This is a genomic window from Cetobacterium sp., from assembly GCF_051653945.1.
Lineage (GTDB): Bacteria > Fusobacteriota > Fusobacteriia > Fusobacteriales > Fusobacteriaceae > Cetobacterium_A.
The window spans coordinates 1-24,172 of sequence record NZ_JBOFXD010000029.1; the positions used below are offsets into that span (position 1 = coordinate 1).

Annotated in this window: 21 protein-coding genes; 5 read left to right on the forward strand and 16 right to left on the reverse strand. The window is 29.3% G+C overall.

Translation table 11 applies throughout. The features are described 5' to 3' along the window. Nucleotides 1-263: 263 nt before the first annotated feature. A complete protein-coding gene (locus ACRC8M_RS02700; protein ID WP_438527731.1) occupies nt 264-1,433 on the forward strand; it encodes a M20 metallopeptidase family protein in 1,170 nt (389 codons plus the stop codon). Nucleotides 1,434-1,511: 78 nt separating this feature from the next. Here the strand turns inward: ACRC8M_RS02700 and ACRC8M_RS02705 are convergent, their stop codons facing one another. Further along, entirely contained in the window at nt 1,512-2,861 is a 1,350-nt protein-coding gene (locus ACRC8M_RS02705; RefSeq protein WP_438527732.1) for an amidohydrolase family protein, read from the reverse strand. Nucleotides 2,862-3,223: 362 nt separating this feature from the next. Between ACRC8M_RS02705 and ACRC8M_RS02710 the strand changes: the two genes are divergently transcribed. The 4 genes from ACRC8M_RS02710 to ACRC8M_RS02725 all read left to right on the forward strand — a co-directional run bounded on the left by ACRC8M_RS02710 (nt 3,224) and on the right by ACRC8M_RS02725 (nt 6,511). After that, nucleotides 3,224-3,961 (forward strand): transporter substrate-binding domain-containing protein, encoded by a 738-nt coding sequence (locus ACRC8M_RS02710; RefSeq protein WP_438527733.1) that lies wholly within the window; start codon nt 3,224-3,226, stop codon nt 3,959-3,961. 2 nt (nt 3,962-3,963) lie between these two features. Further along, nucleotides 3,964-5,025 (forward strand): alanine racemase, encoded by a 1,062-nt coding sequence (locus ACRC8M_RS02715; RefSeq protein WP_438527734.1) that lies wholly within the window; start codon nt 3,964-3,966, stop codon nt 5,023-5,025. An 89-nt stretch (nt 5,026-5,114) separates the two neighbouring features. Beyond that, on the forward strand, nt 5,115-5,759 hold the full coding sequence (locus ACRC8M_RS02720) for a GntR family transcriptional regulator (RefSeq protein ID WP_438527735.1): 645 nt from the start codon (nt 5,115-5,117) through the stop codon (nt 5,757-5,759). A gap of 71 nt (nt 5,760-5,830) precedes the next feature. Then, complete coding sequence (locus tag ACRC8M_RS02725; protein WP_438527736.1) at nt 5,831-6,511, forward strand: 4-carboxy-4-hydroxy-2-oxoadipate aldolase/oxaloacetate decarboxylase; 681 nt, start codon at nt 5,831-5,833, stop codon at nt 6,509-6,511. A gap of 405 nt (nt 6,512-6,916) precedes the next feature. Here ACRC8M_RS02725 and ACRC8M_RS02730 read toward each other — a convergent pair whose 3' ends face one another. The 15 genes from ACRC8M_RS02730 to ACRC8M_RS02800 all read right to left on the reverse strand — a co-directional run bounded on the left by ACRC8M_RS02730 (nt 6,917) and on the right by ACRC8M_RS02800 (nt 24,072). Next, complete coding sequence (locus tag ACRC8M_RS02730) at nt 6,917-8,350, reverse strand: SLC13 family permease (RefSeq protein ID WP_438527737.1); 1,434 nt, start codon at nt 8,348-8,350, stop codon at nt 6,917-6,919. Nucleotides 8,351-8,361: 11 nt separating this feature from the next. Then, entirely contained in the window at nt 8,362-10,164 is a 1,803-nt protein-coding gene (locus ACRC8M_RS02735; RefSeq protein WP_438527738.1) for an aryl-sulfate sulfotransferase, read from the reverse strand. A 32-nt stretch (nt 10,165-10,196) separates the two neighbouring features. Then, a complete protein-coding gene (trxB, locus tag ACRC8M_RS02740; protein ID WP_438527739.1) occupies nt 10,197-11,339 on the reverse strand; it encodes a thioredoxin-disulfide reductase in 1,143 nt (380 codons plus the stop codon). A 531-nt stretch (nt 11,340-11,870) separates the two neighbouring features. After that, complete coding sequence (locus tag ACRC8M_RS02745; protein WP_438527740.1) at nt 11,871-12,455, reverse strand: CDP-alcohol phosphatidyltransferase family protein; 585 nt, start codon at nt 12,453-12,455, stop codon at nt 11,871-11,873. Continuing rightward, the gene (locus tag ACRC8M_RS02750; protein ID WP_438527741.1) at nt 12,456-13,439 is read right to left on the reverse strand and encodes an ABC transporter ATP-binding protein; all 984 of its coding nucleotides are present in this window, start codon (nt 13,437-13,439) and stop codon (nt 12,456-12,458) included. Then, nucleotides 13,440-14,186: an ABC transporter permease gene (locus tag ACRC8M_RS02755; protein WP_438527742.1), complete on the reverse strand. Its 747-nt coding sequence runs from the start codon at nt 14,184-14,186 to the stop codon at nt 13,440-13,442. A gap of 1 nt (nt 14,187) precedes the next feature. Next, entirely contained in the window at nt 14,188-15,069 is an 882-nt protein-coding gene (locus ACRC8M_RS02760) for an ABC transporter permease (protein WP_438527743.1), read from the reverse strand. Continuing rightward, complete coding sequence (locus tag ACRC8M_RS02765) at nt 15,056-16,219, reverse strand: ABC transporter substrate-binding protein (protein WP_438527744.1); 1,164 nt, start codon at nt 16,217-16,219, stop codon at nt 15,056-15,058. The genes ACRC8M_RS02760 and ACRC8M_RS02765 overlap by 14 nt, the downstream gene beginning before the upstream one ends. Before the next feature lie 79 nt (nt 16,220-16,298). Further along, nucleotides 16,299-16,970: a TVP38/TMEM64 family protein gene (locus tag ACRC8M_RS02770; RefSeq protein ID WP_438527745.1), complete on the reverse strand. Its 672-nt coding sequence runs from the start codon at nt 16,968-16,970 to the stop codon at nt 16,299-16,301. 1 nt (nt 16,971) lies between these two features. Beyond that, nucleotides 16,972-17,883 carry a sulfurtransferase gene (locus ACRC8M_RS02775; RefSeq protein ID WP_438527746.1) on the reverse strand — a complete coding sequence of 304 codons (912 nt, stop codon included), beginning with the start codon at nt 17,881-17,883 and terminating at the stop codon, nt 16,972-16,974. A gap of 22 nt (nt 17,884-17,905) precedes the next feature. Next, complete coding sequence (locus ACRC8M_RS02780) at nt 17,906-20,491, reverse strand: FAD-dependent oxidoreductase (RefSeq protein ID WP_438527747.1); 2,586 nt, start codon at nt 20,489-20,491, stop codon at nt 17,906-17,908. A gap of 160 nt (nt 20,492-20,651) precedes the next feature. Beyond that, complete coding sequence (locus ACRC8M_RS02785) at nt 20,652-21,158, reverse strand: C-GCAxxG-C-C family (seleno)protein (protein WP_438527748.1); 507 nt, start codon at nt 21,156-21,158, stop codon at nt 20,652-20,654. A 131-nt stretch (nt 21,159-21,289) separates the two neighbouring features. After that, on the reverse strand, nt 21,290-22,927 hold the full coding sequence (locus ACRC8M_RS02790; RefSeq protein WP_438527749.1) for an FAD-dependent oxidoreductase: 1,638 nt from the start codon (nt 22,925-22,927) through the stop codon (nt 21,290-21,292). Nucleotides 22,928-23,000: 73 nt separating this feature from the next. Then, a complete protein-coding gene (ahpC, locus tag ACRC8M_RS02795; protein ID WP_023050769.1) occupies nt 23,001-23,564 on the reverse strand; it encodes an alkyl hydroperoxide reductase subunit C in 564 nt (187 codons plus the stop codon). A 154-nt stretch (nt 23,565-23,718) separates the two neighbouring features. Continuing rightward, complete coding sequence (locus tag ACRC8M_RS02800) at nt 23,719-24,072, reverse strand: winged helix-turn-helix transcriptional regulator (RefSeq protein ID WP_438527750.1); 354 nt, start codon at nt 24,070-24,072, stop codon at nt 23,719-23,721. Between the last annotated feature and the right edge of the window lie 100 nt (nt 24,073-24,172).

Sequence of the window (24,172 nt, forward strand, 5' to 3'; positions counted from 1 at the left end):
ATGGAAATAACTCTAATTAGATTACTTGAGAAAATTTTTGAATGAAAAATGGTCGAAATACATTGAAAATAAAGGGGGCATCAATGGTCAGGAAAATCCTTAGCGTTGTTATTCCGCGTTTTCCTGATGGGACCCCAAAAAGTTGAGTATCAGACTTTTTGGGGAGTTTTATTTAAATTAATATCATTATGTAAAGATGATAATGATGTTAATCTAAAAAAATGATATACTATTGGAAAATATATTTTAAGGAGATGCGATTTATGAATAGAGAATTTTTAAAAAAACACAGCGAAAATATAAAAAATTGGTTAGTAAAGGTGAGAAGAGATTTTCATGAGCACCCAGAACTAGGAACTCAAGAGTTTAGAACTCACGATAAAATTTGTGAATATTTAGATGGGATGAATATTCTTCATAGAACTTCATTTGATACAGGAGTGATAGCTGAGATTGAGGGGAAAAATAAAAATATAACGATAGCTTTAAGAGGGGATATAGATGCACTTCCTATACAGGATATAAAAAGTGTTGATTATGCTTCAAAAAATAGTGGAATTTGTCATGCTTGTGGACATGATGTACATACAACTGTAGTTTTAGGAGTGGCAAAATATTTTTATGAAACAAAGGAGAAGCCACCTGTAAATATAAGGTTATTTTTCCAACCTGCTGAGGAAACTGTTGGAGGGGCAAAACCTATGATTGAAGATGGAGCTCTTGATGGAGTTAATGCTGTTTATGGATTACATGTAGATGAAACTATAGATGTTGGAAAAATTGGAATAAAGTACGGAGCTATGAATGCTTCTTCAGATACCTTAAAAATAAAGATAAAAGGGGAAAGTTGTCATGGTGCTTATCCAAGTAGAGGTGTGGACGCACTTTTAATAGCATCTCATGTGATTATTGCTCTACAGAGTATTGTAAGTAGAAATTTAGATGCTAGAGAATCTGGTGTAATAACAATTGGAACAATAAATGGTGGAACTGCTGGGAATATTATATCAAATGAGATTGAGCTTAGAGGAACTTTGAGAACTTTAGATCCAGATGTTAGAGCTAGAATGAAAAAAAGAATTGAAGAGATTGTAACAACTCTACCCTTAGCTTTTGGTGGAAAGGGTGAGATTGATATAGAGCCTGGCTATACAGCTTTAATAAACCATGACAGATCTGTAGATATTATTAAAAAAAGTGCTACTGAACTTTTTGGAGAGGATAGTATCTATGAAAAAAAGCTAGCCAATATGGGAGTGGAAGACTTTGCATATTTCATTGAAACCACTGAGGGTGCATTTTTTACTTTAGGAGTTAGAAATAGCGAGAAAAATATAAAAACCCAGGCTCATAATGGAAACTTTGATATTGATGAGGAAGCTATTGTCAATGGAGTAATGATGCAAATATTAAATGTATATAACTCAATTTAAGGAGGAAGTTGATGAATTGAAATAAAATTAAAAAAGTAGACGATAGAAATTTATAAGGTTTCTATCGTCTTATATTTTTCATAAAAATTTTCTTATAGATTTTCCAGAGTTAAAATTTACAACTTCGTTATCAATTAAAGAAAGTTTGCCATTAATAATAACATATTTTATTCCTTTTGGAGGTAATGTTGTATTTTCAAAAGTTGCTTGATCTTCAATTTCATCTAAAGAAAAAATTGTAATATCGGCGTCAGCTCCAATTTCTAAAGAGCCTTTATTTATTCCAAGTATTTTAGCTGGAGAAAATGTTATTTTTTCAATAGCTTCTTCTATAGATAGCAATTTTTTCTCTTTTACATACTCTTTTAAAAACTTTGGAAAAGTTCCAGCTGCTCTAGGATGTCCTTCACCTAATTCAGTTAAAATTCCATCACTGACAATAACGGTATTTTTATTTAAAATAGCAGTATCAATATCTTTTTCAATCATCATATGACCAACAACAAGAGTCTTAGGAGCAGTTTTTCTTAATTGTTCAAAAATCTCTTTTGTGCATAGATTACCTTTTAATGGACCGCTAGCAATTTGGAGTTGTTCATAACTAAAATTATGATTTTCAATATAATTATTATCAAAAACAGCCGAACCTATTAGCGTACTAAAAGCTTTATATGGATAACAATCACACATTATTTTAGTGCCCTGTTTTTTTTTATTTTCAATTTCATTTAAAAATTTATTCATTTGTCCGTATCCAGCCATACTTCCTATGTGAGAAATTTGTAAATGGGTGTCCGTGAATTTTCCAATTTCTAAAAGTTCATTTAAAGATTTTAAAACATTCTCTCCATCCTCTCTCAAGTGAGCAGAAACAACTCTATTTTTTCCAAGTCTAGCTAAAGTTATTAATTCATTAAAATCTATTCCTGGAATATATTCAATACCAAAGCTTATTCCTAAAAGACCATTTTCTTTTATAAGATTTTTTCCAAAACGATACATTTTCTCTATATTTTTATTATCTAAATTTGCATATCTATCATGAATATCAATGTGTTTTCTTAAAATTTCATGAGGTAAAAGTGTTCCATAGTTTATAGGAAATCCAAGATCAACTAATTTTAAATATTCACTAATATTTTCAATACCAATTCCACAATTTCCTCCTATAGCAGAAGTGACACCCATTTTTAAAAGTTTTTCAAAAATATTAATCTTAATCTCTTTATCCAATATTTTATCTTCATGCATATGCATATCGATAAATCCAGGAGTTACATATAAATTATTTGCATCAATTATCCTATCTCCAATTAAAATATTTTTAGAAAGCTCAACTATTTTACCATTTTCAATACTGATATTTAATTTTTCAGATATATTATTTTTAGGATCAATTAAGTGTCCATTATTTATTGCTATTTTCATAGTTGCTCTCCTCTTTAATTTATTTTAACAAGTATATATAAAAAAAATATCTTTGTACAATATATAAAATGTGTTATTGGAATATATTATTTGTATAACGGATTTTGTTGACTTCTAAAACTTTAGATGTTATAATCTGACAAAATTATAAAAGGAGGAAGATAATGCTAAGGAATTTAAGGAATACAAAGCAACTCAATAAATTTGTAATCCTTAGAGATAGTAGGCTCAATTACTTTATTTTATAATTAAAATTTAATCGATTTTTTATTGATTAAATAGTTTTTAGTTATATTTTTGTGGTTAATACCTGTCTTTTAAGGCAGGTATTTTTTTATAAAATTTTTTATGGAGGGAAGAAGATGAAAAAGATTATTGTATCAATGATAGCTTTATTATTTGTAGTATTTTTAGGGTGTACAAAAGAGGAGAAAAAAACAGAGGTTAATGAAAAGATTTATGTGATTGGAACAAATGCTGAATATCCACCTTATGAATATTTAGAAAATAATAAAATTGTTGGGTTTGATGCTGACATTATTGAAGAGCTTTCTAAAAGAGTAGGATTTAATTATAAATGGTTTAATATGAATTTTGATGGGCTTATATCAGCTTTACAGACAAGAAAGGTGGATATGATTATAGCTGGAATGACTGTAACTGAAGAGAGAAAAAATTTCATTAATTTTTCAACACCGTATATAGCTCCGAATATTTGTTATATAGTCTTAAAAAACAATAATTTAAAAAGTTCAAATGAACTACAAAATAAAAAATTTGGTGTAGAATTAGGTACAACTGAAGAGGGAATTGCAAGACAAGTCCCAGGTGCACAAGTGATTCCTTTTACTGGACATACATCAGCCTTATTAGCATTAAAAGCTAATAAAATAGATGCTATGTTATTAGATGAAAGTGTTGCTCAAAAATATATAGAGAATAATCCTGAAATAGAAAGCATCGGGATTGCCTCTGGAGAAAGTAAAGCAATGGCCTTTAATAAAAGTGACGAAGAGCTAAAAAATAAAATTGATACAGAGTTAAAAAAGATGTTAGATGATGGAACTATTCAAAGTTTAAAAGAAAAGTATGGTATATAATTATGGAAACAAAGTCATTTTTTATGGAAATTTCAGAAAAAAATCTTGTAAATAATATTAATTATCTTAAAGAAAAATATAAAAAAAGTATACTTCCTGTTATTAAGGCAAATGCTTATGGTCATGGAATAGAGCTTGTTGCTAAAGCTTTATATAAAAATGGTTATAAAGAGTTTAGTGTTGCTCGATTAAATGAAGCTCTGAAAATTTTGAAAAATGAAGAGCTGAAGGAGTGTAAAATTTTAGTTTTTGAAACTATAGATCAAAGTTATTTTTCTTATATAAAAAATTATGATTCTATAATTGTGACTGCTAACAGCTTCAGAGAGCTTAAAAATTTAGTAGCTAATGGCATTTCTTCGAAACAAATTCAGCTAAAAATAGATTTTGGATTTGGAAGAAACGGGATAGAAATATCAGATATTTTAAAATTAAAATCTTATATAGTCGATAAAAATCTAGAGTTTAGTGGAATTTATTCTCATCTTTATGCTACTGATTTCAATGAAGGAAAGGAAATAATAGATAGATTTAGTGAAATTGTATTATTTTTAGGAAAAGAAAACTTTCAAATGATACACATTCAAAATAGCATTGGAATTTTATTTTATGGAACTCAAGATTTTATGACTCATATGAGAAGTGGAATATTTATTTATGGATTACAGGAAGAAGGATTTTTCCATGAAGGACTAAAACAAGTTTTTCAATTAAAGGGAAAAGTAGCTGGAATAAAAGATATTAAAGATTCGAAGTACTTAGCATATACTTTAAAAGATGATTTAAGTAATGAAGATTATAAAAATATTGTAAAAATAAAAATCGGATATGGAGATGGCTTTTTAAAATGTAATGAAAAAAGTATGTGTATAATAAATAAAAAGCCCTATAAAATATTATCTGTGACAATGGATAATACTTTTATAGCTGGTGATAATTCTATTTGTGAAGGAGATGAGGTTATTTTATATCCAGATACGAATTTGATTAGAAATAGTACTGGGATGCATATATGTGAAGTTTTACCTCTAATAAATGACAGAATAGAAAGAATTTTAAAATAAAATTCAATAAGATTGACATAAATCATGTTATGTACTACAATATTGTTGAACAATGTTGTAGTGTAAAATGTTGTATGAAAGGAGAAACTATGCCAAATCAAATGGATTTTGTTTATGAAGAAATCAGAAAAAAAATTATTTCAGGAGAATATAAACCCAATGAAAATTTAACAGAAGTTTTTCTATCAAATAGTTTAAGTGTTAGTAGAAATACAATAAAAAAAGCACTTATAAAACTTGAAAATGAAAATCTAATAGTTTTAGAAAAAAATAAGGGAGCAAGGGTTAAATCATTTACTTTACAGGAAGTCCTTGATTATTTAGAGGTAAGATTAGCTCTTGAAGTTTTAATAATAACAAAAGTTGTTCAGGAGATTACAGAGGAACAACTACTAAAGTTGTCTGAAGTTATGGAAAATATGAAAAAATGTTTTGAAGAAAATAATTTAGTTAAATATTCCGAAAACAACCAGATTTTTCATAAAATAATCTATGATAGTTGTTCAAATAAAGTTGCAGTAAAATCTGTAGAGGTAATTAAAAATCAACTTAATAGATATAAACTTAAAACTATATTGATTCCTGGACGTAAAAATCAATCTATAAATGAGCATATATCAATTGTAGAAGCATTAAAAGAAAGAGATGTAGAAAAATCTCAAGAGATGATAAAAAATCATATTGAAAATATAGCTACAGCATTAAAAGATTATTATCCATTTATATTTAATTAATTTATAATTAAATATAATTCTCTGTTAGTAGGGGGGCAAAATTTTTTTATACATAGGAGGCAGATTTAGAGTTGGAGTACAAAATAAAAAAAAGCATTGAAAGAAAATCAAATGAGGTATATGAGAAGTTTCAAGAACTAGGGGTAGCCACAGTTTATGAAGCTCAAGGACAAAAGGGCCTTTTAAATGATAGGATAAAGCCTATTCAGATGGATAGTTGTGTAAGTGGTCCTGCAATTACTGTAAAATGTGGATCTGGAGACAATCTTATGATTCATGCAGCAGTAGAGTTTTGTAAAGAGGGAGATATATTGGTAGTAACAACTGAAGGAGAATCGAATAAACACGGTATGATAGGGGACCTTTTAGTTCAATCTCTTATGGAGAAGGGTGTAAAAGGATTAATAATTGATGGTGGGATAAGAGATTCTAAAAGAATAAGAGAGTTAGGATTTCCAGTTTGGACTACAGCTGTAGTTTGTAGTGGAACAACTAAAATAAAACCTGGAACGGTAAATGGTTCAGTAGTTTGTGCTGGAATACAGATAAATGCTGGAGATCTTATTTTAGCTGATGATGATGGAGTTGTTGTTGTAAGACAAGAAGAGATAGAAAAAGCTCTTGAATCTGCAAAAAAGAGAGAGCATAAAGAGATGGAAACTTTAAAAAAGATAAAAAATGGAGAATTAGGTATTGATTTTTATGGTTTCAGAGAAAGAATAAAAAAATTAAATATAGAGTATATTGACTAAAAAAGAATAAGGAAGAGAGAATAAATGTGTGATTAAGCATTATCTATTCTCTTTTTTTAAAAAAATTATTAGAACTAATTTTTAATTGATATAATTTGTAATTTGATATTTAAACAAATTAAAATGGATAAGTGTTACGAAATAATGTCAAAATATTTGTAAATTTTATAGAGATAAATTTTTATTTAATTTTTCTAAAACTCGTATTATGTGAAGAATACGAGTTTTATTTTGTTGATTTTACTAGAATTAATTAATATATTCAAATTTCATCTAAATAAAGCGATATTAAAATTATCTAAATACGAGAAATATGTATAATAAAAAATACCACTAAAAATAAAAATTGGGTGGTATTTTTCTAAAACAAATATTTAATTTTATTATTTTTATTATAGATTAATATTAACTTGATATTATTCCCAAAATATTCCACCATGGATAAGCTATTCCTAATAAAATAACTAATCCTAAAAACATACGCACTATAAGAATCTTTATTAAGGTACTTAAAGATACGTATCCTGAAGTATAAACCAATAATAATCCTGCAAATTCATATGGTAATAGATATTGATCTAAAGAAACTTGAAAAATATATGTCATTACATAAGGGTTTATATTATTTTCAAGTCCTAGTTGTATTAAAGGGATTGTGAAAGAAGACATAGCTGCTAATGGTGTAAGTAAAAAATTTAATAAAATACCCGAAATATATGATACTGTTATTATAGAAAAGTTTGATCCTTTGAAAAATGGTTGTAGAAAATCTTTTATTATATTTATAGCCTGAGTCTCTGATGCAACGCTTCCTATGCTCATGGCCCCTACAATAAATAGAAGTGATAGTAAATTTACTTTTTTTAAACTCTCATTATTTAATAATCCCAGTTTAGGTATAAAAAATAATGAAGAAAGAATTACTAAAATCCAAGCTGAGTTGATTTTATGAATACTTTCTGTAGACATAAATAGAAGTGCAACTCCCATAACTATAAAAGCCTTTTTTTCTTTATCTTTTATTTTCCCTAAATCCAAATATTTTTTTTCTAACAGTGTTCTTTTTTCTGCAGTTAAAGGTTTAGCATTCTTTGCAAATAAAACCAATACTCCTAGGGAACCAAAAGTATAGAAGAATATATATGGTAAATTATGAATTAAATATTGCATCCAAGTTAAAGTTTGGCCAGTAATTTGCTGAGCATAATTTAATCCAATTATAATTCCTGAATCTCCTGTTGCAAATCCAAGTCTAAAAGTTGAGATAACGAAAAAACCAGCCATTGTTAATAATGTTGCTTCTAAACTTTTAGGTTTATAACCTAAAGTTTCAATCAATCCCATTGTTATGATATTAAAAATTACTATTTTAGCAATAACCGATGGAATAAATGGAGTTATAATTATCCCTGCTAAAGTTATTCCTAAAAGAATTGTTGCAAATGTTTTTCCAAATTTTGCAATACTCCAGATAGCTATTCTTCTAGCTACACCAGTTTCATTCAGCATTGTTGACATTAGCATAGCTGCTAAAACTAACCAAGGGATTGTCGATGTCCAAGGTTTAAAAGCTGTATTCGGTGAGGCGACTTTAAATACAACATACAAAGTCGGCAATAGTAGACCTGTTATAGCGTCTGGAATTAATGAAAAACACCAGAGTAAAACAGCAAATATAGTAATTACAAAAAACATTGATGTTTTATAGTCTAAACTATAACTTTGAGCTGTCACCCAAATTATAATTAATATTGTAATTGTTCCAATCCATTTATAAAAATCCCTATTTATTGTATAGAAAGAGCCTTCTAAGGCTCTTTCACTCTCCATCTCTCTCATTTTTAATCCTCCTATAGATTTCTTTCTATAAACTCTTCAACTTCATCAATTGGATTAAATCCTGAAAGTCTGTCAACAATCTCGTTATCTTTTACTAACAATAAAACTGGAATTGACTTCAAATTATGTTTACTCATAAACTCTTTATTTTTATCAGCATCTAAATGGAATGCAACCATATTAGCTTCCTCTTTATAAATTGGAACTAACTCTTCTAATATAGGTTGAAGAGCCATACAATTTTTACATCTTTCCGCTCCAATAAATATCATTCCTATATCTTTAACTTTAGAGATTTCATCTTTAAGATTTTTTTCATCTAAATGTGCAAATAACGTAGAGTTAATTTTAAATAATTTAGGTTTTTCTTCTGTTTCATCTCCAGCAGCTACACATGCATTTAAAGCATTTGATTTTTCCCATGGCGAAACTCCGTCAACAGCAACTCTTGTCGCTCCACCTAAAGGTTTTGACCCAGGAACTCTAAATGTAGAAACATCAACTTTTTTAATTGGAGTTTCCTCTGGTTTTTCCAATTGAGGTACCCACTCGTAAGGAACTCTATAAGCTCTGAAAATCATATTCATGTTCATAATCTCTTTATCCCAATATGGATTTATATATTCCCATACAATCTCATAGCTCGAAGTTACTTCAATCAGTCTTCCATTAGATCCCTCTGTTATTAAAGTATTTCCATTTGCTAATCTTTGAGCTCCACTTATAAATGGACTGTAGAATCTTGAAGCATCTAGTGGCATTACAAATCCAGCTTCTTTTGGTGTATATTGCCATACAATTTCTAATGTAACTGGGTCTATTTCTAATATTCTAGAGTAATCTCTTCTTGCATTTTTCTCTCCGTATTTAGACTCAGGATTTGGTGCACCATATCCTGCCCATCCACCATTATCAAATACAAGAACATTTCCTTCTCCAGGTAACCCTCTTGGAATCATATGAGCGTGGTGTTGTCCAATGATACATCCTAAGTGCTTAAACTCTGGAGTATTGTAATATGGACCGATTTTCCATACAACTTTTCCAGTTTCTTTACTGATAATAGCAATTATATTTGTTTCTCTACCATCCCATATAATGTTATCTGGATGGAATCTTTCGTCACCAGCATCATACCACTTGTTAGGACCCAAAGCTGACATTGAGTTTATGTGCATCCAGTCTCCAACTTTTTCTGGTTCTACACTTCTTAAATTTGGATTTCTAAATAAAACATTTTTAGCTTCTTCTGAAAATCCGAACTCATCAAAGTGTTCATTACAAACCCACTCCCAAATTACTTTTCCATCCTCATCAACTTCATAAATAACATCATCTAATAATAATTTATCTGATATTTTTAAATTTCTTACTGTTTTATGTCCAAGGATTAAAGTTTTTCCACCATGTACCTTTGGTTCCATACCAGGTGCATAGTATCCAACTGGATTTCCCTCTCTTTGATAATCATGATGCTGTCTTGCCATCCATCTTGGCTCCATCCCCTCATCTTCGATATATTCATATCTATCAAATCTCCAAACTTCATTTCCATCCCAGTCTAGTTGTACAACATCCTCATAATCTTGCATTCCAAACTTTGAACTTCTCTCTCTTTTGCTACCTAAAACGTATCCTCCTGGAAACATCTTTGCAGGAAAACCTTTTAAATTTTCCCAAAGTCTAATCTCTCCTCCGTTCATGTCTATTAGCATTACTCCTTGCCCTTTTAAAGGAAAAAGTGTATACCCACTCCATGCTTTTTCTGGATTGTAAATCGTTGCTCCTGTTGGATAAATTGTTGGATGACCCATTTTGTAACCTCCCCATTTTATATATTTATTTTTTATTTGTTAATTATTAGCTCAGGACTATCTATATTTTCTTTATCAAAAAATTTTGCTAAATACCTATTTTTTCTAATATCAATATAGATAAAATCTTCTATGTTATTCTCTCTTAACTCTTTTTCTTTTTCAGAAAGATATTTTAATCCATCGCTATCTAATGAGTTCCAAAAACCAATAGCTACATTTTTATCCTTGATTCTATTTATATAAATATTCATCTCTTCTAAATATTTTTCTGCTGCTACTGCTGCTATAGCTCCATCCGCTGCTGCTGTTATAACCTGCTTTAAATATTTTTCCCTTACATCTCCAGCTACAAAAACACCAGAAATTGATGAATTTAATAAAGTATCACACTCAATGTGACCTCTTTTATCAAGTTTTAACTCTGTTTCTTCTAAAAATTCAGTATTAGGAATCATTCCAACAAAGAAAAATACACCTTTGCAAGAGATATCTGTTATTTTACCTGTTTTTAAATTCTTAACTTTAACTCTTTCTACAGATTCATCTCCTATAATCTCATCTAAAGTTGAATTCCAAATAAACTCTATTTTAGGATTTTTAAAAGCTTCCTCTGCACTCAATCTATTACAATCCAATACTCCTTCATCATGAAGAACTATAACTTTTACTTTTGAAGCATATTTAGATATAAACATTCCCTCTTCAATAGCTTGATCTCCGCTTCCAACAACAACAACCTCTTGATTTGAGAAAAATTCAGCATCACAAGTAGCACAATAAGCCACACCACTACCTTTAAAATCTACTTCCCCAGGAATTCCTAGGACTCTAGGTCTAGTTCCTGTTGCAAAAATTACACTTCTAGCTTTATACTCTTTTCTTCTGCTTTTTAAAACTTTTATCTCACCATTTAATTCTACTGTTCTTATGCTATCTCTTACAATCGTAGCACCTAATTTTTCTGCGTGTTTAGACATAACTTCACCTAGTTTTTCTCCAGATGTTTTTGGTATTCCAGGATAATTAACTATCTCAGTAGTTTTTGCAGCCATTCCACCTATAGTTCCTTTTTCTAAAATTAGAGTTTCCATTTTTGCTCTAGCTCCATAAATTCCTGCAGCTAGTCCTGCTGGCCCTGCTCCAACGATTATTAAGTCGTAGATTTTTTCCATGCTCTCCTCCAATATTTAAATATAATGATACTTTTCAAATAAAAATATAAATATATAGTATAAAATATATTTATACTATTATTAATAAATATATTTTTATAAACTTAAAAAAGTTTATACATCATAACTAAACACCGTTCAAGGTAGATCGTAGTCTATATTTATTTTGAAATTTTATTTTATTGTTAAATTGGATTTAAAATGTTTGTTTTTAAAACTTTTAATATGAATTTTATTTGAAAAGATTTGTTTATATTCAGAATTTTAATTAAAAATAGTGTTTTTGTCAATTTTTTATTAGGGTTAATTTCAAAGTTTTTTTTGCTCTATTTCTATCCATTTTTTATTATTCTTAAAAAGAAACCATTAAATCATAAGTTCACTTAAATATATTTATACTAATATACTTGTATTTTTTGTTTATTTTTTAATCCAGATTATATTTTTTTTTCTTCATTCTAAGAACAATTTATCTAAAAATAAAAAAAGAAAAGTCTATTTTTTAGACTTCTCTTAATTTAATCAATATTCCTATTTCAATATTTTTTTAGCTTCTACAAATCTTTGGAAAGCTGTAAACAGTACCATCGCTGTAAATATATTTATTACAACTCCTGCATTCTCCTTTAAAAGTATCATTAAACTCAACATTAAAAACCCTTCAGTTCTTTCTGCTAATCCAGCTTGATAGTAAAATGTTTTTTCTCCTTTATTTTCAGCTAGTGGTCCTGTTGTTAAAAATATTGTCATTGATATAATTATACTTACTGCTAGGATAAGAGAGAGAAAACTAAACTCACTATATTTATATGCAACTCCCAATATAACTGCACCCTCAACCATTCTATCAAAAGTAATATCCATTACAGTTCCAAATGGCGATGAAGAGTTTGTTTTCCTAGCTATTGTTCCGTCTACAGCATCTAAGTATCCAGAAAACCATAAAATTAAAACTGCTGGAATATTAAATCCAAAAGCTGCTAAACACCCACTAAAAATCCCCAATAACATAGCTATTATTGTGACAGCATTTGCACTTAAACCAATCTTCATAGCTGTTTCTGCTCCAACTCCTATCAACGGTTGGATATATTTTCTACAATATGTATCTAACATCTATTTTTGCTCTCCTATTAAAATTTTCTCATTGTCATTGTAAGTAAAAGATACCTCATCTCCCACCTCATATAAAAACTCTTTCTCCTCCACTAAAGTTACTTTTTCGTTTCCTAAAGAGATAACTACTGAATATCCCCCCATTTTAAAGTTTATTTCATGAACTACTCCCTTTAAATTCGAACTCTCTATAACTTTAATACTCTTCCCTCTAAGAGCAACAAACTTACACTTCTTTACTTCACACTTAAAAAGCTTTTCAAATACTTCTCTTGAAAATATATTTTCTATAGCTAATAACTTTGCTGTATAGACATTTTTAGGATTATTATATAAATCTTTTGGAGTTCCATAGTCTAAAAGTTCTCCTCTAAACATAATCCCAATTTTATTAGACAAATAAAAGGCTTCCTCTCTATCATGAGTTACAAATATAATTGTAATTTGTAATTTTTCATGAAGCTTTTTAACCATTTTTTGCATTCTATCTCTCAAATTAAAATCTAAGGCTGAAAAAGGTTCGTCCATCAATAAAAGTTTAGGTCTTGTCACTATGGCTCTGGCTATAGAAACCCTTTGTTTTTCTCCACCACTTAATTCACTGGGAAATCTTTTTTCTTTTCCCACTAAATCCATTTCTAATATGGCATCTTTCACTCTTTTTTCAATCTCATCCTTTGAAACCTTTTTAATTTTTAATCCAAAAGCTATATTTTCCCAAACATTTAGATGTGGAAGAAGTAAATCTTTTTGAAAAACCATGGCTACTTCTCCATCTTTTATTATTCTACTTGGATTTTTTCCATTTATCAATATTTCACCATTAAAATCTTTATCTAAACCCGCTACCAAATTTAAAAGAGTAGATTTCCCTGATCCAGATTGCCCTAATATTCCAATAAACTCACCATCTTCTATAGAGATATCTATATTTTTTAGTGAAAATCCAGAGAAGGATTTAGACACCCCTTTTATTTCTATCATTTAATACTCTCTCTTTCTATAAATATTTTTTACTATTCGGTCTACTAAAAAAACTAAAAAGTATGTAAAAGCAACATATATTATACTATAAACCGTTCCATTAGTAATCCCTCCATCAACTAAATATGGCATCATTAAAATTGGAAGCGTCATAATTTGACCTCCGCCAATTATAAAAGTTACTAGATATTGAGCTAATGAAACAATAATAACTAAAGACATTCCAACTAAAAATGACGGATAGATTATAGGCAAAGTTATTTTTAAAAAACGCTCCACGGAGTTGGCACCTAAAACTTTTCCTAAGTTTATATAATCTTTATTTAAAGTCACATATCCTGCTCTCATACTTTGAATATAGTAAGGCATTGTTGTTACACTATGAACAATGGCAACTCCCAATGCTGTTTCTATTAAATTTAATTTTATAAATGCAAATTGAATTCCCATTGTACTGACCATTGTCGGAATAATTAGTGGAAGAATGATTAAAAACTCTATAAATATCTTTCCGCTAAAATTTTCCCTAGCCATAAAAGAAGCTATGGGAGTTCCAATTATAAAATTTATAAACATTGTTATAATAACAACTAAAAGCGTAGTTATTAAACTATCATAAGTTTTTCCTGATTTTAATACATATTCCCACATCTTAAAATTCATACTATTTAAAAATATTCCAATGAAAGGCAGTAAAAATATTAAGGATAATAAAAAATATGTAGTCCATAAAAATAATTTTTTCATTTTACCACTCTCTTTCCTGGAATTTTGTAAAAAATTTCAAAGCTAAGCACATTATCCCACCAAACAATAAACTTATACTTGAGATTAAAATGTTCATAACCATTATCTTTCCTCTCAAATCTAAATTCCCTTTTGTATATGTATCAAACACTAGTACAGATAGTACTCTAGGATGAGTAACTCCTAAAATATATGGTGTTTCAAATGCTGCAAAAAGATATGTTAAAACTATAAAGAAACTGATACTTAAAGTTGGAAAAACCAATGGAAAAACTATTTTTTTAAAAAAAGTAACATTACTTAAATTATATATTTTCCCCAAAGAATCCCATTTCTTATCAATTCTAAAAACTACAGGAAGACTCATCATAGTCATAAATGGCAAAGCCTTCCAAACATAAGTCAGTATTATTCCAATTCCAAGATGATCATTTGTCAGTACTGGAAACTCATCCATAGAGGATATTACCCCTATTTCTAATAAAAAATTACTTACTACTCCTCTTCTCATAAGCAAAAGTAATATTCCATATGCACTTACTAAATATGGTACAAATACAGGTGCTTCAATAACTTTTTGAAAAAACTTTGTATAAAAATATCCTTTTCTCTTGCTTAAAAAAACTAAAAATATAACAATTACTGTCAACACAAAGGCTAAAAATGCAGCAATACTATTTATTTTTATAGTATATATTAAACTTTCATAAAACTCTTTCGAATGAAGAACATCTCTATAATAATGCAAGGTAAAACAAGAGTTACTCAAAATCCTATTATAGCCTAAAGAAGTCATAAAAACATAGTAAAGACCATAAAGAAAGAAAAATGTCATATATAATAAAAACGGTACTATATATATAAATTTTTTAATTTTTTCCAACGTTCTCTAGCCATCCTTCTTCTATAATTATAAGTTTTTCAGGTTCTAACTCCATAACTCTTTTTTCTTGTAACTCCTCTAGTGATGGAATCTTTCCATTTTTATTCAAATCAAAAAACTTTTTCACAGTTTCAGGAGGTAATTTTTTCATATCTAAAATAGTAAAATCACCCCAATTTTTAGGTTCTTGTTTTAGAAGTTGTAATTCTGGAGATATTAATTCATTAATTACTGCTAAAGCTCCACCCTTATTTTGAGCATTTACAGGTATAGCTAAATAGTGATTATTAAATAGAGTTCCTTTATTTAATAAAAAGCTCTTTGATGTTTCAGGATAATCTCCTGATTCTATTTTTGAATTTACTTTATTTATAGTATATCCCATAGTTATATCAACTTCTCCAGCTGAATAAAGAAGATCTAATTTTCCCTCTGATTCTGGATAAGTTTCACCTTTTCTCCATAAATAAGGTTCTATCTCATTTAAGTAATTCCAAACTATGTTTAGATTTTGCTTAAATTCCTCAGAAGTCATACTTTGAATATTATCATAACCCAACATATCAATTGTCATGTTTCTTACAAATGCACTTCCTGTAAAGTTAGTTGTATTTGGATAAGTAAATCTTCCTGGATTCTTTTTTACATACTCTGTTAAAGTTTCCCAACCAGTAAATGGCACCCCACCATTTTTAGTATTATATATAAAATTGAACTGAGCTTCTCCAAATGGAATCTCCAATCCATTAATGTCCTCTCCAAAATCTTTAACTATTGTACTCTCTTTTAATAAATCTTTATTTTTAATGCTTCCTAAAGCATTCTCTGTTAAAACTCCAGCATCTTTTAAAGCTTTAAAGTTTTCACCATTTACCCATAAAATATCTATGACACCATTTTTTTTTCCAGCTTGTTTCTCAATTATCAATTTATTTACAACATCTTTTATATCTACAATGGGTACTCTTTTTAAATTTATATTTTCCTTTTCCAATACTTTAGGAGCAACTACATCATCCATAAAAGTATTTATTTCTATAGAGCCTCCCCACATATAGATATTAACATCTTTATTTTTTTCTTTATTACAACTTGTTAGTACACTAAGAACTAATAATGAAAGTGTTAGTAATTTAAATTTTTTTCCCATTTTTACTCCTCCTACCAATTAATAAATAAGGGGAGATACCTTTCTCCCCTTTATTTATTATAACTTATTTATTATTTTCTTACGAGTTTTTCTTTGCTTTTTTTGCTATCAGTTTTGTGATTATAGTTAAGCCAAAGAATATAAGTGATGCTACTATTGACATTTTAGCAGCTGTTTTCATATCTCCTGAAGCAACTGCTCCTGCTAATAATACAAATACAGATGTTCCTGGTAATATAAATATTGTTGATAATAAAGAATATTGGATAAAGCTAATTGGTGTTAATCCATAGACATAGTTTTGAATTCCAAAAGGAAATACTGGTAATAACCTTGTTGTTGCAAGAATAAACCATCCATCATTTTTAACACCTTCATTTATTTTTTTAAAAGCTTCTGTTTTTCCAAACTTTTCCTCAATAGGTTTTCTAGCAATATATCTTGCTATTAAAAATGCTAAAGATAATCCTAAACATGCACCTATAGCTGTATATACAATTCCCATTACAGCACCAAATATCAATCCACCTACTAAAGTTAATGGTAAAACCGATATACATGTTGTTGTTACTACAGCATATAATCCTATATATGCTATTGGTCCCCATGCACCTAAACTTTTAATTAATATTTCTAATTTTTCTCTATCTTTTAAATATTCTAAAGCTCCTGATTTTACTAGTCCAAATATCATAATAGCTAAAATACAAACTATTATTATTAATTTTATAGGGTTTTTCTTCGCACTCATCTTACTCTCCTGTTTCTACTTTTACTTTTCCATCTTTTGCTGCATAAGACCATTCAATCCAAGAACCATCATAGTTTTTAACAACTGGATATCCTAAAAGTTCTTTTAACACAAACGTTGTATGTGCTGATCTAACTGCTGATTGACAATATGGTAAAACCTCTTTATCTGGAGTTACTCCTTGTTTATTGTAAAGTGCAACTAACTCATCATAAGATTTCATTGTTTTATCGCTATTTAAAACTTCAGTCCATTCTACCCAAACACTTCCTGGGATTCTTCCTTTTACAACTGCACCTTTTTTAAGCTCTTCACCTGTGAACTCTTTCTTACTTCTTGTATCTACTATAATATCCCTAGGATTATTTATTGCCGATTCCACAGTTTCTATTGTTGCTAATGTATCTTTATCTGGATTGTTAGTGAATTTAAAATCCCCTTGCTTTTCAGTGGCTTCTTTTCCAAATCTTGTTTTTACTCCTACCTCTTTTAGAGCTGAGTATCCTCCGTCAACAACTTTTACATTTTCCATTCCATACATATCAAGTATCCACCAAAGTCTGTACTCATCTAAATTGTCACCAATTAAAATTAAAGTTGAATCTTTAGTTACACCCATTTTATTTAATTCAGTTTCTATCTCTTCTCTAGAAGCCCTCATCCCACCAATTTCACCATATCTGTTATCTTTTGGTTCCATATCTGGTCTCCACATACTATAAGACCCTTCAACATTTCCGATTAAAAACTTTGCCTCTGGTCTAACATCTATAATTACAACATTTTTATCTCTTTCAATCATCTGCTTTGCAACTTCAGCACTAACTAATTTATCACTTTTATACTGAGTATAATCTTTTCCAAAAGCTACCATTGATAATAACAGTGATCCTAATACTAAACTTTTCTTCATTTTATCCCTCCATATTTGATAATTACTTTCTTTTATTAAGTTCCATTTTTGATTTATATCTTGTTAACCATTGTTTTGCAGGTCCCATATTTCTATTAGTTACTTTTGATTTTTCATATCTATCCCCAAATATTAAATCAACTATATGGAGAGCATCTGTGCTTCCTTTTTCCATTGACTCTCTACAAGCTGCACAGTAAGTTACCATATGTCCTGTTGTTGTTTCTGCGGCTCTTCTATCCATAACTTTTTTAGCTATTTCTGGTACAGCTGGAACAATCATTCCTCCAAATCCACAACATCTTGTTTTCTCTCTTGAGTTTTCTAATTCCTCTACATCGTATCCTAACTCAGTCATAATCCATCTAATTCCGTCATGAATTTTTGTTTGTTTTCTGATTGAACAAGAGTCATGAATATTAAATTTAACATCTGAATCTTTTCCTACACCAATTTGAGATTCTGGTAATCCAATTTCTGGCAATAACTCCCAAAGTGATATCACATTTTGCTTTGCATATGTATTGAAAATTCCATAACACGATTGACATGCGACAATAACAGTTTCAGCTTCAACTTTATCCAACTCTTTTTGAACAGCTTTAAATCTTTCTTTAAATAGATCATCTTGTCCTAAAGCTTTAGGTGGTTTTCCACAACATTTTAATAAAGACCCAACCTCTCCATTTAGCTTATCTTGTAAGTGATCCATAATATTTCCAACAGCAACTGAGTTATATGATGGTAATGAACATCCTGGAAAAAACACATATTTTGTTTTCTTTCCATTAGGAGCTGCATTTGTTGTATTAAACATTTTAGAGTATCCTAAATATTGATGAGCCTCTATCGCTTTATGCCCTTTCATCGGTGATTTTCCACCATTTTCTTTAGTATATTCACTTCTCATAGCTCCAAAGTTTGATTTAATATCAAAATCTTTTGGACATTTTAAAGTACACTGGTCACACATATTACAAGAATATGCTATTTTAGCATCCATCTCTTCGCAGCCCTTTTCAAGATATTCTTTAAATAAGTGCTTTGGACAATCTGTATAATCGTTTAACATTATACACTCTTTCATACAAAGTTTACACTCACATTGTAAACATCTATTTGCCTCTTTCATTGCTTCTTCTTTTGTAAATACCCTTTCAACTTCTGAGAAATCTTTAACTCTTTCATTTCCATCAATTGTTCCAGGAACCACTCTTTCAACTTTTTCAGCAGCATCCCATCCTTCTGGTAAATACTCTGTTGGTAGATATAATTTTGCTTTATATCCTCCTTCAGCTTCTATTGATCTTCCCTCTTCTAAATTCTCTCCATTTAAAAATCTATCAATTGACTTAGCAGCTCTTCTTCCCTCTGCCATGGCTTCAATAACAATAAATGCATTTGCACAATCTCCAGCTATAAAAACTTTTTCATTACTTACAGATTGCATAGTTAATTTATCAGACTCGAAAGTTCCATTTCTTCTTGTTGCTAATTTTTTATCTGCATCAAATGAGTTATCCACTCCTTGACCAATTGCAAATACAAGTGTATCTATCTCTATAATCTCTTTTACATTTTCATCAAATTGAGGATTAAAATTTCCTTTTTCATCAAATAGACTTAAACATTTTTTTATTTCTAATCCAGCTACTCTATTCTTTTCATCCTTAATTATTCTGCTAATTCCGTTTCCTAGTTTAAATTCAATATTTTCCTCAATTGCCCCATGAATTTCATGATTTGAAGAAGCCATTTTTTCAAAAGTTGACTCTAGAGGAATTGAATAAACTACTTCTACACCTGGAACTCTCTTTGATGATCTAGCACAGTCCATTGCAACATCTCCACCACCAATTACTGCAACTTTCTTTCCAGCTCCTTTAAAATTCTTTGTTAACGAGATCTCTTTTAAATACTCAGCTGCATGAAAAACTCCCTCTGCATCATGATTTTCTAAAGATCTGTCTATTCTTCCAGATTGCTTTCCAACAGCAACTAAAATTGCATCATAATTTTTCTCTAACTCTTCAAAACTTATATCTTTTCCTATCTCTGTAGATAGCTTAACTTCTACTCCTAATTTCTCTAATAAAGAGTACTCTTTATCAATTATTTCTCTTGGAAGTCTATATTCAGGAATTCCAACTCTCATCATTCCACCAAATACAGGTAATTTATCAAATATTGTAACGTCATATCCTTCTTTTGCTAAATCTATTGCACCTTGAGCTCCTGCTGGTCCTGCACCTATTATTGCAACTTTTTTACCATTTTTATTTTTTACAGTTACATCCCAATTCTCTATACTATCAAAATTATCAGCTGCATATCTTTTCAATGAAGCTATTGCTATTGATAAGTCTTCCTCTCCTCTTCTACAATTTTGTTCACAAGGATGTGCACAAATTCTACCTAAAGTTCCAGGTAAAAAAAGTTTTTCTCTAATAACTTTGATTGCTTCTTGTCCATTTCCTTCACCGATTAATCTCACATAATTTTTTACATCAGTGTTCATTGGACAATTATTTTTACAAGTAGCATCTGAGTCGCCCATACAGTTTTCAACAATATCTTTCATTTTTAAAACGATATTTTCATTTAACATCTGATAAACCCCTCCAAAAAATTTAGTCTACTAGTATTTTAGCTTCAAATATAATTTATGTCAATAACTATATTTTGAATTAAAATCCCTTGTTAAAAAAATAATTTTGTTAGATAAAAAAAGTGAAGGATAACCATTTAAAATAATTATCCTTCACTTTTTATTTTTCTTTATAACCTAACTCTCTTGCTAAAATCTTTGCTGTTATTTCTGTTAACTCACCAGTTATCTCAATACAATGATTAATATGTTCTTTTGTTCCTAAATCCATTCCACGAGTTAAAACCTTACAACAACAAACTTTTCTTTTTTCTGTAAACTTTGTTTGAAGTTCTTTTGTTAGTTCCATACTTTTTTTAACCTCTGAACCTCCAGCCTCTCCTCTTCCAAAAAACATACCAATAGCCATTACTCCACCATTTACAGCTCCACATGTGCATCCATTTCCCATTCCAACAGGAAATCCTGATGCTAATTTTATTACCTCATCTCCATAAGGAGCTTCGAAGGAATCCTTTAAAACCTTTAAAACTGCTTCTGAACAATAAAAATCTCTATTTCTATAATACTCTTCAGCTTTTTTTCTTAAAGCTTGTATATCTACTTCATTATTTTCAATTTTAACAATCTTATCTTTTCTAAATTTTCTAAAAATTTTATGCAACATAATATTTTACTATCTCCTTTTTAAATTATAGTTCAATTTAAATTATAACTCTTTTTTTTAAAAATACAATAGGTATATTCCAAAAATAAAAAAGATTAGGTAACATTTCATAATTACCCAATCTCTCGATTTTATTTTGCTATTTTCTCAATAATCTCCTCTAAAGATTGCTTTCCAAAAGAGATATCTTTATCATTTATAATTAAAGCTGGAACTCCCATAATATTGTATTTACTTTTCAATTCTGGGAATGCAAATATATCTACCATTTCAGCTTGAACGTTTGAATTTTCAATAGCTAACCTTTGTGCTCCTGTAACTACCTCTGGACAAAGTGAACAAGAAAGTGAAACTGCAATTTTAAGTTTTACTTTTTTATCTATACTTTGAATTTTTCCTTTCAGCTCCTCATTTAGCTCTTGACCTGGCCCAGCTATATTATATAAAGCTAGAATAAATGAGTTCAGCTCATGACCACTTGGAAGTCCTGAGAACTTAACTCCTCTAAAGTTATCATTAGAATCTAAAATAGCAATGGTTGGAGAACAATCTAACTCTATTTTTTTCTCTAATTCAAGATTTTCATCTTTTTTATAAAACTCTAAAGTTATTCTATCTGAGATATCACAAATCTCAGTTAAAAACTCTCTGATATTTACTGAAAGATCATTATCATTTAATATAGAAACTATTTTTATGCTACTTTGGAATCTTTCAAAGATACCTTTTAGTTGAGAAACTATTCCTTCATCTAAAAACTTAGATTTAGAATCCTCTTTAGAAATATCTGAAGTTTTTGGATGTTCCTTTTCCTCTTTTTCAATTCCTAAAGCCTCTCTTTTTTCTTCAACAACTTTTTCTAAAACTGTTGCAGCTAAAGCTCCATCAGCAACTGCTGTAACAACCTGTCTTAATCTCTTTGGTCTAATATCTCCAACAGCATATACATCTTTAACATTTGTTTGTAACTCTTCGTCAGTTACTATATATCCTTGAGAATCTAAATTTACATGACTTTTAAATATATCACTTTGTGGTTTGTATCCAATGAAAACAAAAACACCAAAAGACTCATTGTCTGAAGCATTATACTCCCAAGTTGTATTTGTAAGATTATCTTTAAAGATAGCTTTTCTAAGTTTAGTATCTCCAGTTACTTCCACAATTTGAGAATTAAATCTCACTTCAATCTTTGGATGTTTTAAAACTTTTTCAGCTATAGATTTAGCACATGTAAACTCAGGTTCTCTAGCTATAATTGCAACTTTTCTTGCAAATTTAGTTAAAAATATAGCTTCTTCAGCAGCAGCAAACCCAGCTCCAATAACAAAAACATCAAGACCAGTGAAAAACTCTCCATCACAAGTTGCACAATATGCAACTCCTCTACCTGTAAACTCAGCTTCTCCTGGGAATCCTAACTTTCTTGGATTTGCTCCAGTAGCAATAATGACACTTAGAGCTTTATAAATTCCTGAAGTTGTTTCAACTTTTTTAATCTCCTCTTTAAAATCCATATTTGTAACTTCAGATTTTAAAAATTCTACACCAAATCCAAGAGCTTGCTCTCTCATCTGCTCTCCTAAATGATGCCCTGATATCTCTTTAATCCCTGGATAATTTACAACTTCAGAAGTAGTAGTTATCTGTCCACCAACCTCAGATTTTTCTATAATAAGTACATCCATTTGAGCTCTACCAGCATATATTCCAGCTGATAATCCCGCTGGACCTCCACCAATAACAATTAAATCATATATTTTATCCATAGTTCACCTCATAATTTAAAGTATATATATTATTAAAAATTGAAAGGCACCCTATAGTGCCTTTCAAAAGAGTTTAAATTTTCCCAACTAAATCTAAAGATGGTTTTAAAGTTTCTGAACCTGGTTTCCATTTTGCAGGACAAACCTCTCCACCGTGCTCAGCTACAAATTGAGCAGCTTGAACTTTTCTTAAAAGCTCAGCAGCATCTCTTCCAATTCCTAAATCATGAATTTCATACGCTACGATTTTCCCCTCAGGATTTATAACAAAACTTCCTCTTAATGCTAATCCCTCTTCAGGAATTAAAACACCAAACATCTCTGATATTTTTCTTGTAGGGTCTGCCACCATAGGATACTGTATTTTTTTTATAGTATCAGAAGTATCATGCCATGCCTTATGAACAAAATGAGTATCAGTTGAAACTGAATAAATTTCACAATTAATCTCTTTAAACTTAGCGTAATTATCAGCTAAATCTCCTAACTCTGTAGGACAAACAAAAGTAAAATCTGCTGGATAAAAGAAGAAAACTGACCATTTCCCTTTTATAGACTCGTTAGTAACTTCAACAAAGTTGTTGTTGTGATAAGCTTGTGCTTTAAATTCTCCAATATTTTTTCCAATTAATGACATGTAATAACCTCCTATACATTTTATAATTATTTTCATTTTGTAATGATTACAAATTAATGATACTACACTTTTTTAGTATTGTCAATATTTAATTTAAAAATATTTTGACAATAAAAATATAATTTTATTCGATATAGTTTATTACTTTACTTTTTTATTTATTATCACACTGGGGGTTGATGATTTCAAAACGCCCATCCTTATTTTTTTCTCCCCACTCACACATAAGCTCCAATATAGGAAATAAAGTTTTACCTTTTTCAGTTATGGAATACTCTACTCTTGGAGGAATTTCGCTAAAAGCCTTTCTAAGTATCAAGCCATCACTTTCGAGTTCTCTCAATTGATTTGTAAGTGTTTTTTGTGATATCTGATTGACTTTAATCATTAAATCTTTAAATCTTTGCGTACCTTGTTCAATTAAAATATATAAAATATGAGGTTTACATTTACCTCCTATTATTTTTAATGTGATTTCGATTTCAGAGTTAACCTGTATTCTATCCAATTACTAACCTCCATTTCACTAAGTGAAAAAATTGTGCCTTATTGACTTTTAAATTTTTAACAAGTACAATATTTTATTGTTATAGTAATATATCCTATAA

What these genes read in the sequence shown, in the direction of transcription:
- ACRC8M_RS02730 (WP_438527737.1), bottom strand. Translation starts at nt 8,350, where the DNA reads ATGAGAGAGATGGAGAGTGAAAGAGCCTTAGAAGGCTCTTTCTATACA.
- ACRC8M_RS02735 (WP_438527738.1), bottom strand. Translation starts at nt 10,164, where the DNA reads ATGGGTCATCCAACAATTTATCCAACAGGAGCAACGATTTACAATCCA.
- ACRC8M_RS02705 (WP_438527732.1), bottom strand. Translation starts at nt 2,861, where the DNA reads ATGAAAATAGCAATAAATAATGGACACTTAATTGATCCTAAAAATAAT.
- ACRC8M_RS02750 (WP_438527741.1), bottom strand. Translation starts at nt 13,439, where the DNA reads ATGATAGAAATAAAAGGGGTGTCTAAATCCTTCTCTGGATTTTCACTA.
- ACRC8M_RS02755 (WP_438527742.1), bottom strand. Translation starts at nt 14,186, where the DNA reads ATGAAAAAATTATTTTTATGGACTACATATTTTTTATTATCCTTAATA.
- ahpC (WP_023050769.1), bottom strand. Translation starts at nt 23,564, where the DNA reads ATGTCATTAATTGGAAAAAATATTGGAGAATTTAAAGCACAAGCTTAT.
- ACRC8M_RS02785 (WP_438527748.1), bottom strand. Translation starts at nt 21,158, where the DNA reads ATGTTGCATAAAATTTTTAGAAAATTTAGAAAAGATAAGATTGTTAAA.
- ACRC8M_RS02790 (WP_438527749.1), bottom strand. Translation starts at nt 22,927, where the DNA reads ATGGATAAAATATATGATTTAATTGTTATTGGTGGAGGTCCAGCGGGA.
- ACRC8M_RS02720 (WP_438527735.1), top strand. Translation starts at nt 5,115, where the DNA reads ATGCCAAATCAAATGGATTTTGTTTATGAAGAAATCAGAAAAAAAATT.
- ACRC8M_RS02745 (WP_438527740.1), bottom strand. Translation starts at nt 12,455, where the DNA reads ATGTTAGATACATATTGTAGAAAATATATCCAACCGTTGATAGGAGTT.
- ACRC8M_RS02775 (WP_438527746.1), bottom strand. Translation starts at nt 17,883, where the DNA reads ATGAAGAAAAGTTTAGTATTAGGATCACTGTTATTATCAATGGTAGCT.
- ACRC8M_RS02780 (WP_438527747.1), bottom strand. Translation starts at nt 20,491, where the DNA reads ATGTTAAATGAAAATATCGTTTTAAAAATGAAAGATATTGTTGAAAAC.
- ACRC8M_RS02770 (WP_438527745.1), bottom strand. Translation starts at nt 16,970, where the DNA reads ATGAGTGCGAAGAAAAACCCTATAAAATTAATAATAATAGTTTGTATT.
- ACRC8M_RS02710 (WP_438527733.1), top strand. Translation starts at nt 3,224, where the DNA reads ATGAAAAAGATTATTGTATCAATGATAGCTTTATTATTTGTAGTATTT.
- trxB (WP_438527739.1), bottom strand. Translation starts at nt 11,339, where the DNA reads ATGGAAAAAATCTACGACTTAATAATCGTTGGAGCAGGGCCAGCAGGA.
- ACRC8M_RS02765 (WP_438527744.1), bottom strand. Translation starts at nt 16,219, where the DNA reads ATGGGAAAAAAATTTAAATTACTAACACTTTCATTATTAGTTCTTAGT.
- ACRC8M_RS02700 (WP_438527731.1), top strand. Translation starts at nt 264, where the DNA reads ATGAATAGAGAATTTTTAAAAAAACACAGCGAAAATATAAAAAATTGG.
- ACRC8M_RS02715 (WP_438527734.1), top strand. Translation starts at nt 3,964, where the DNA reads ATGGAAACAAAGTCATTTTTTATGGAAATTTCAGAAAAAAATCTTGTA.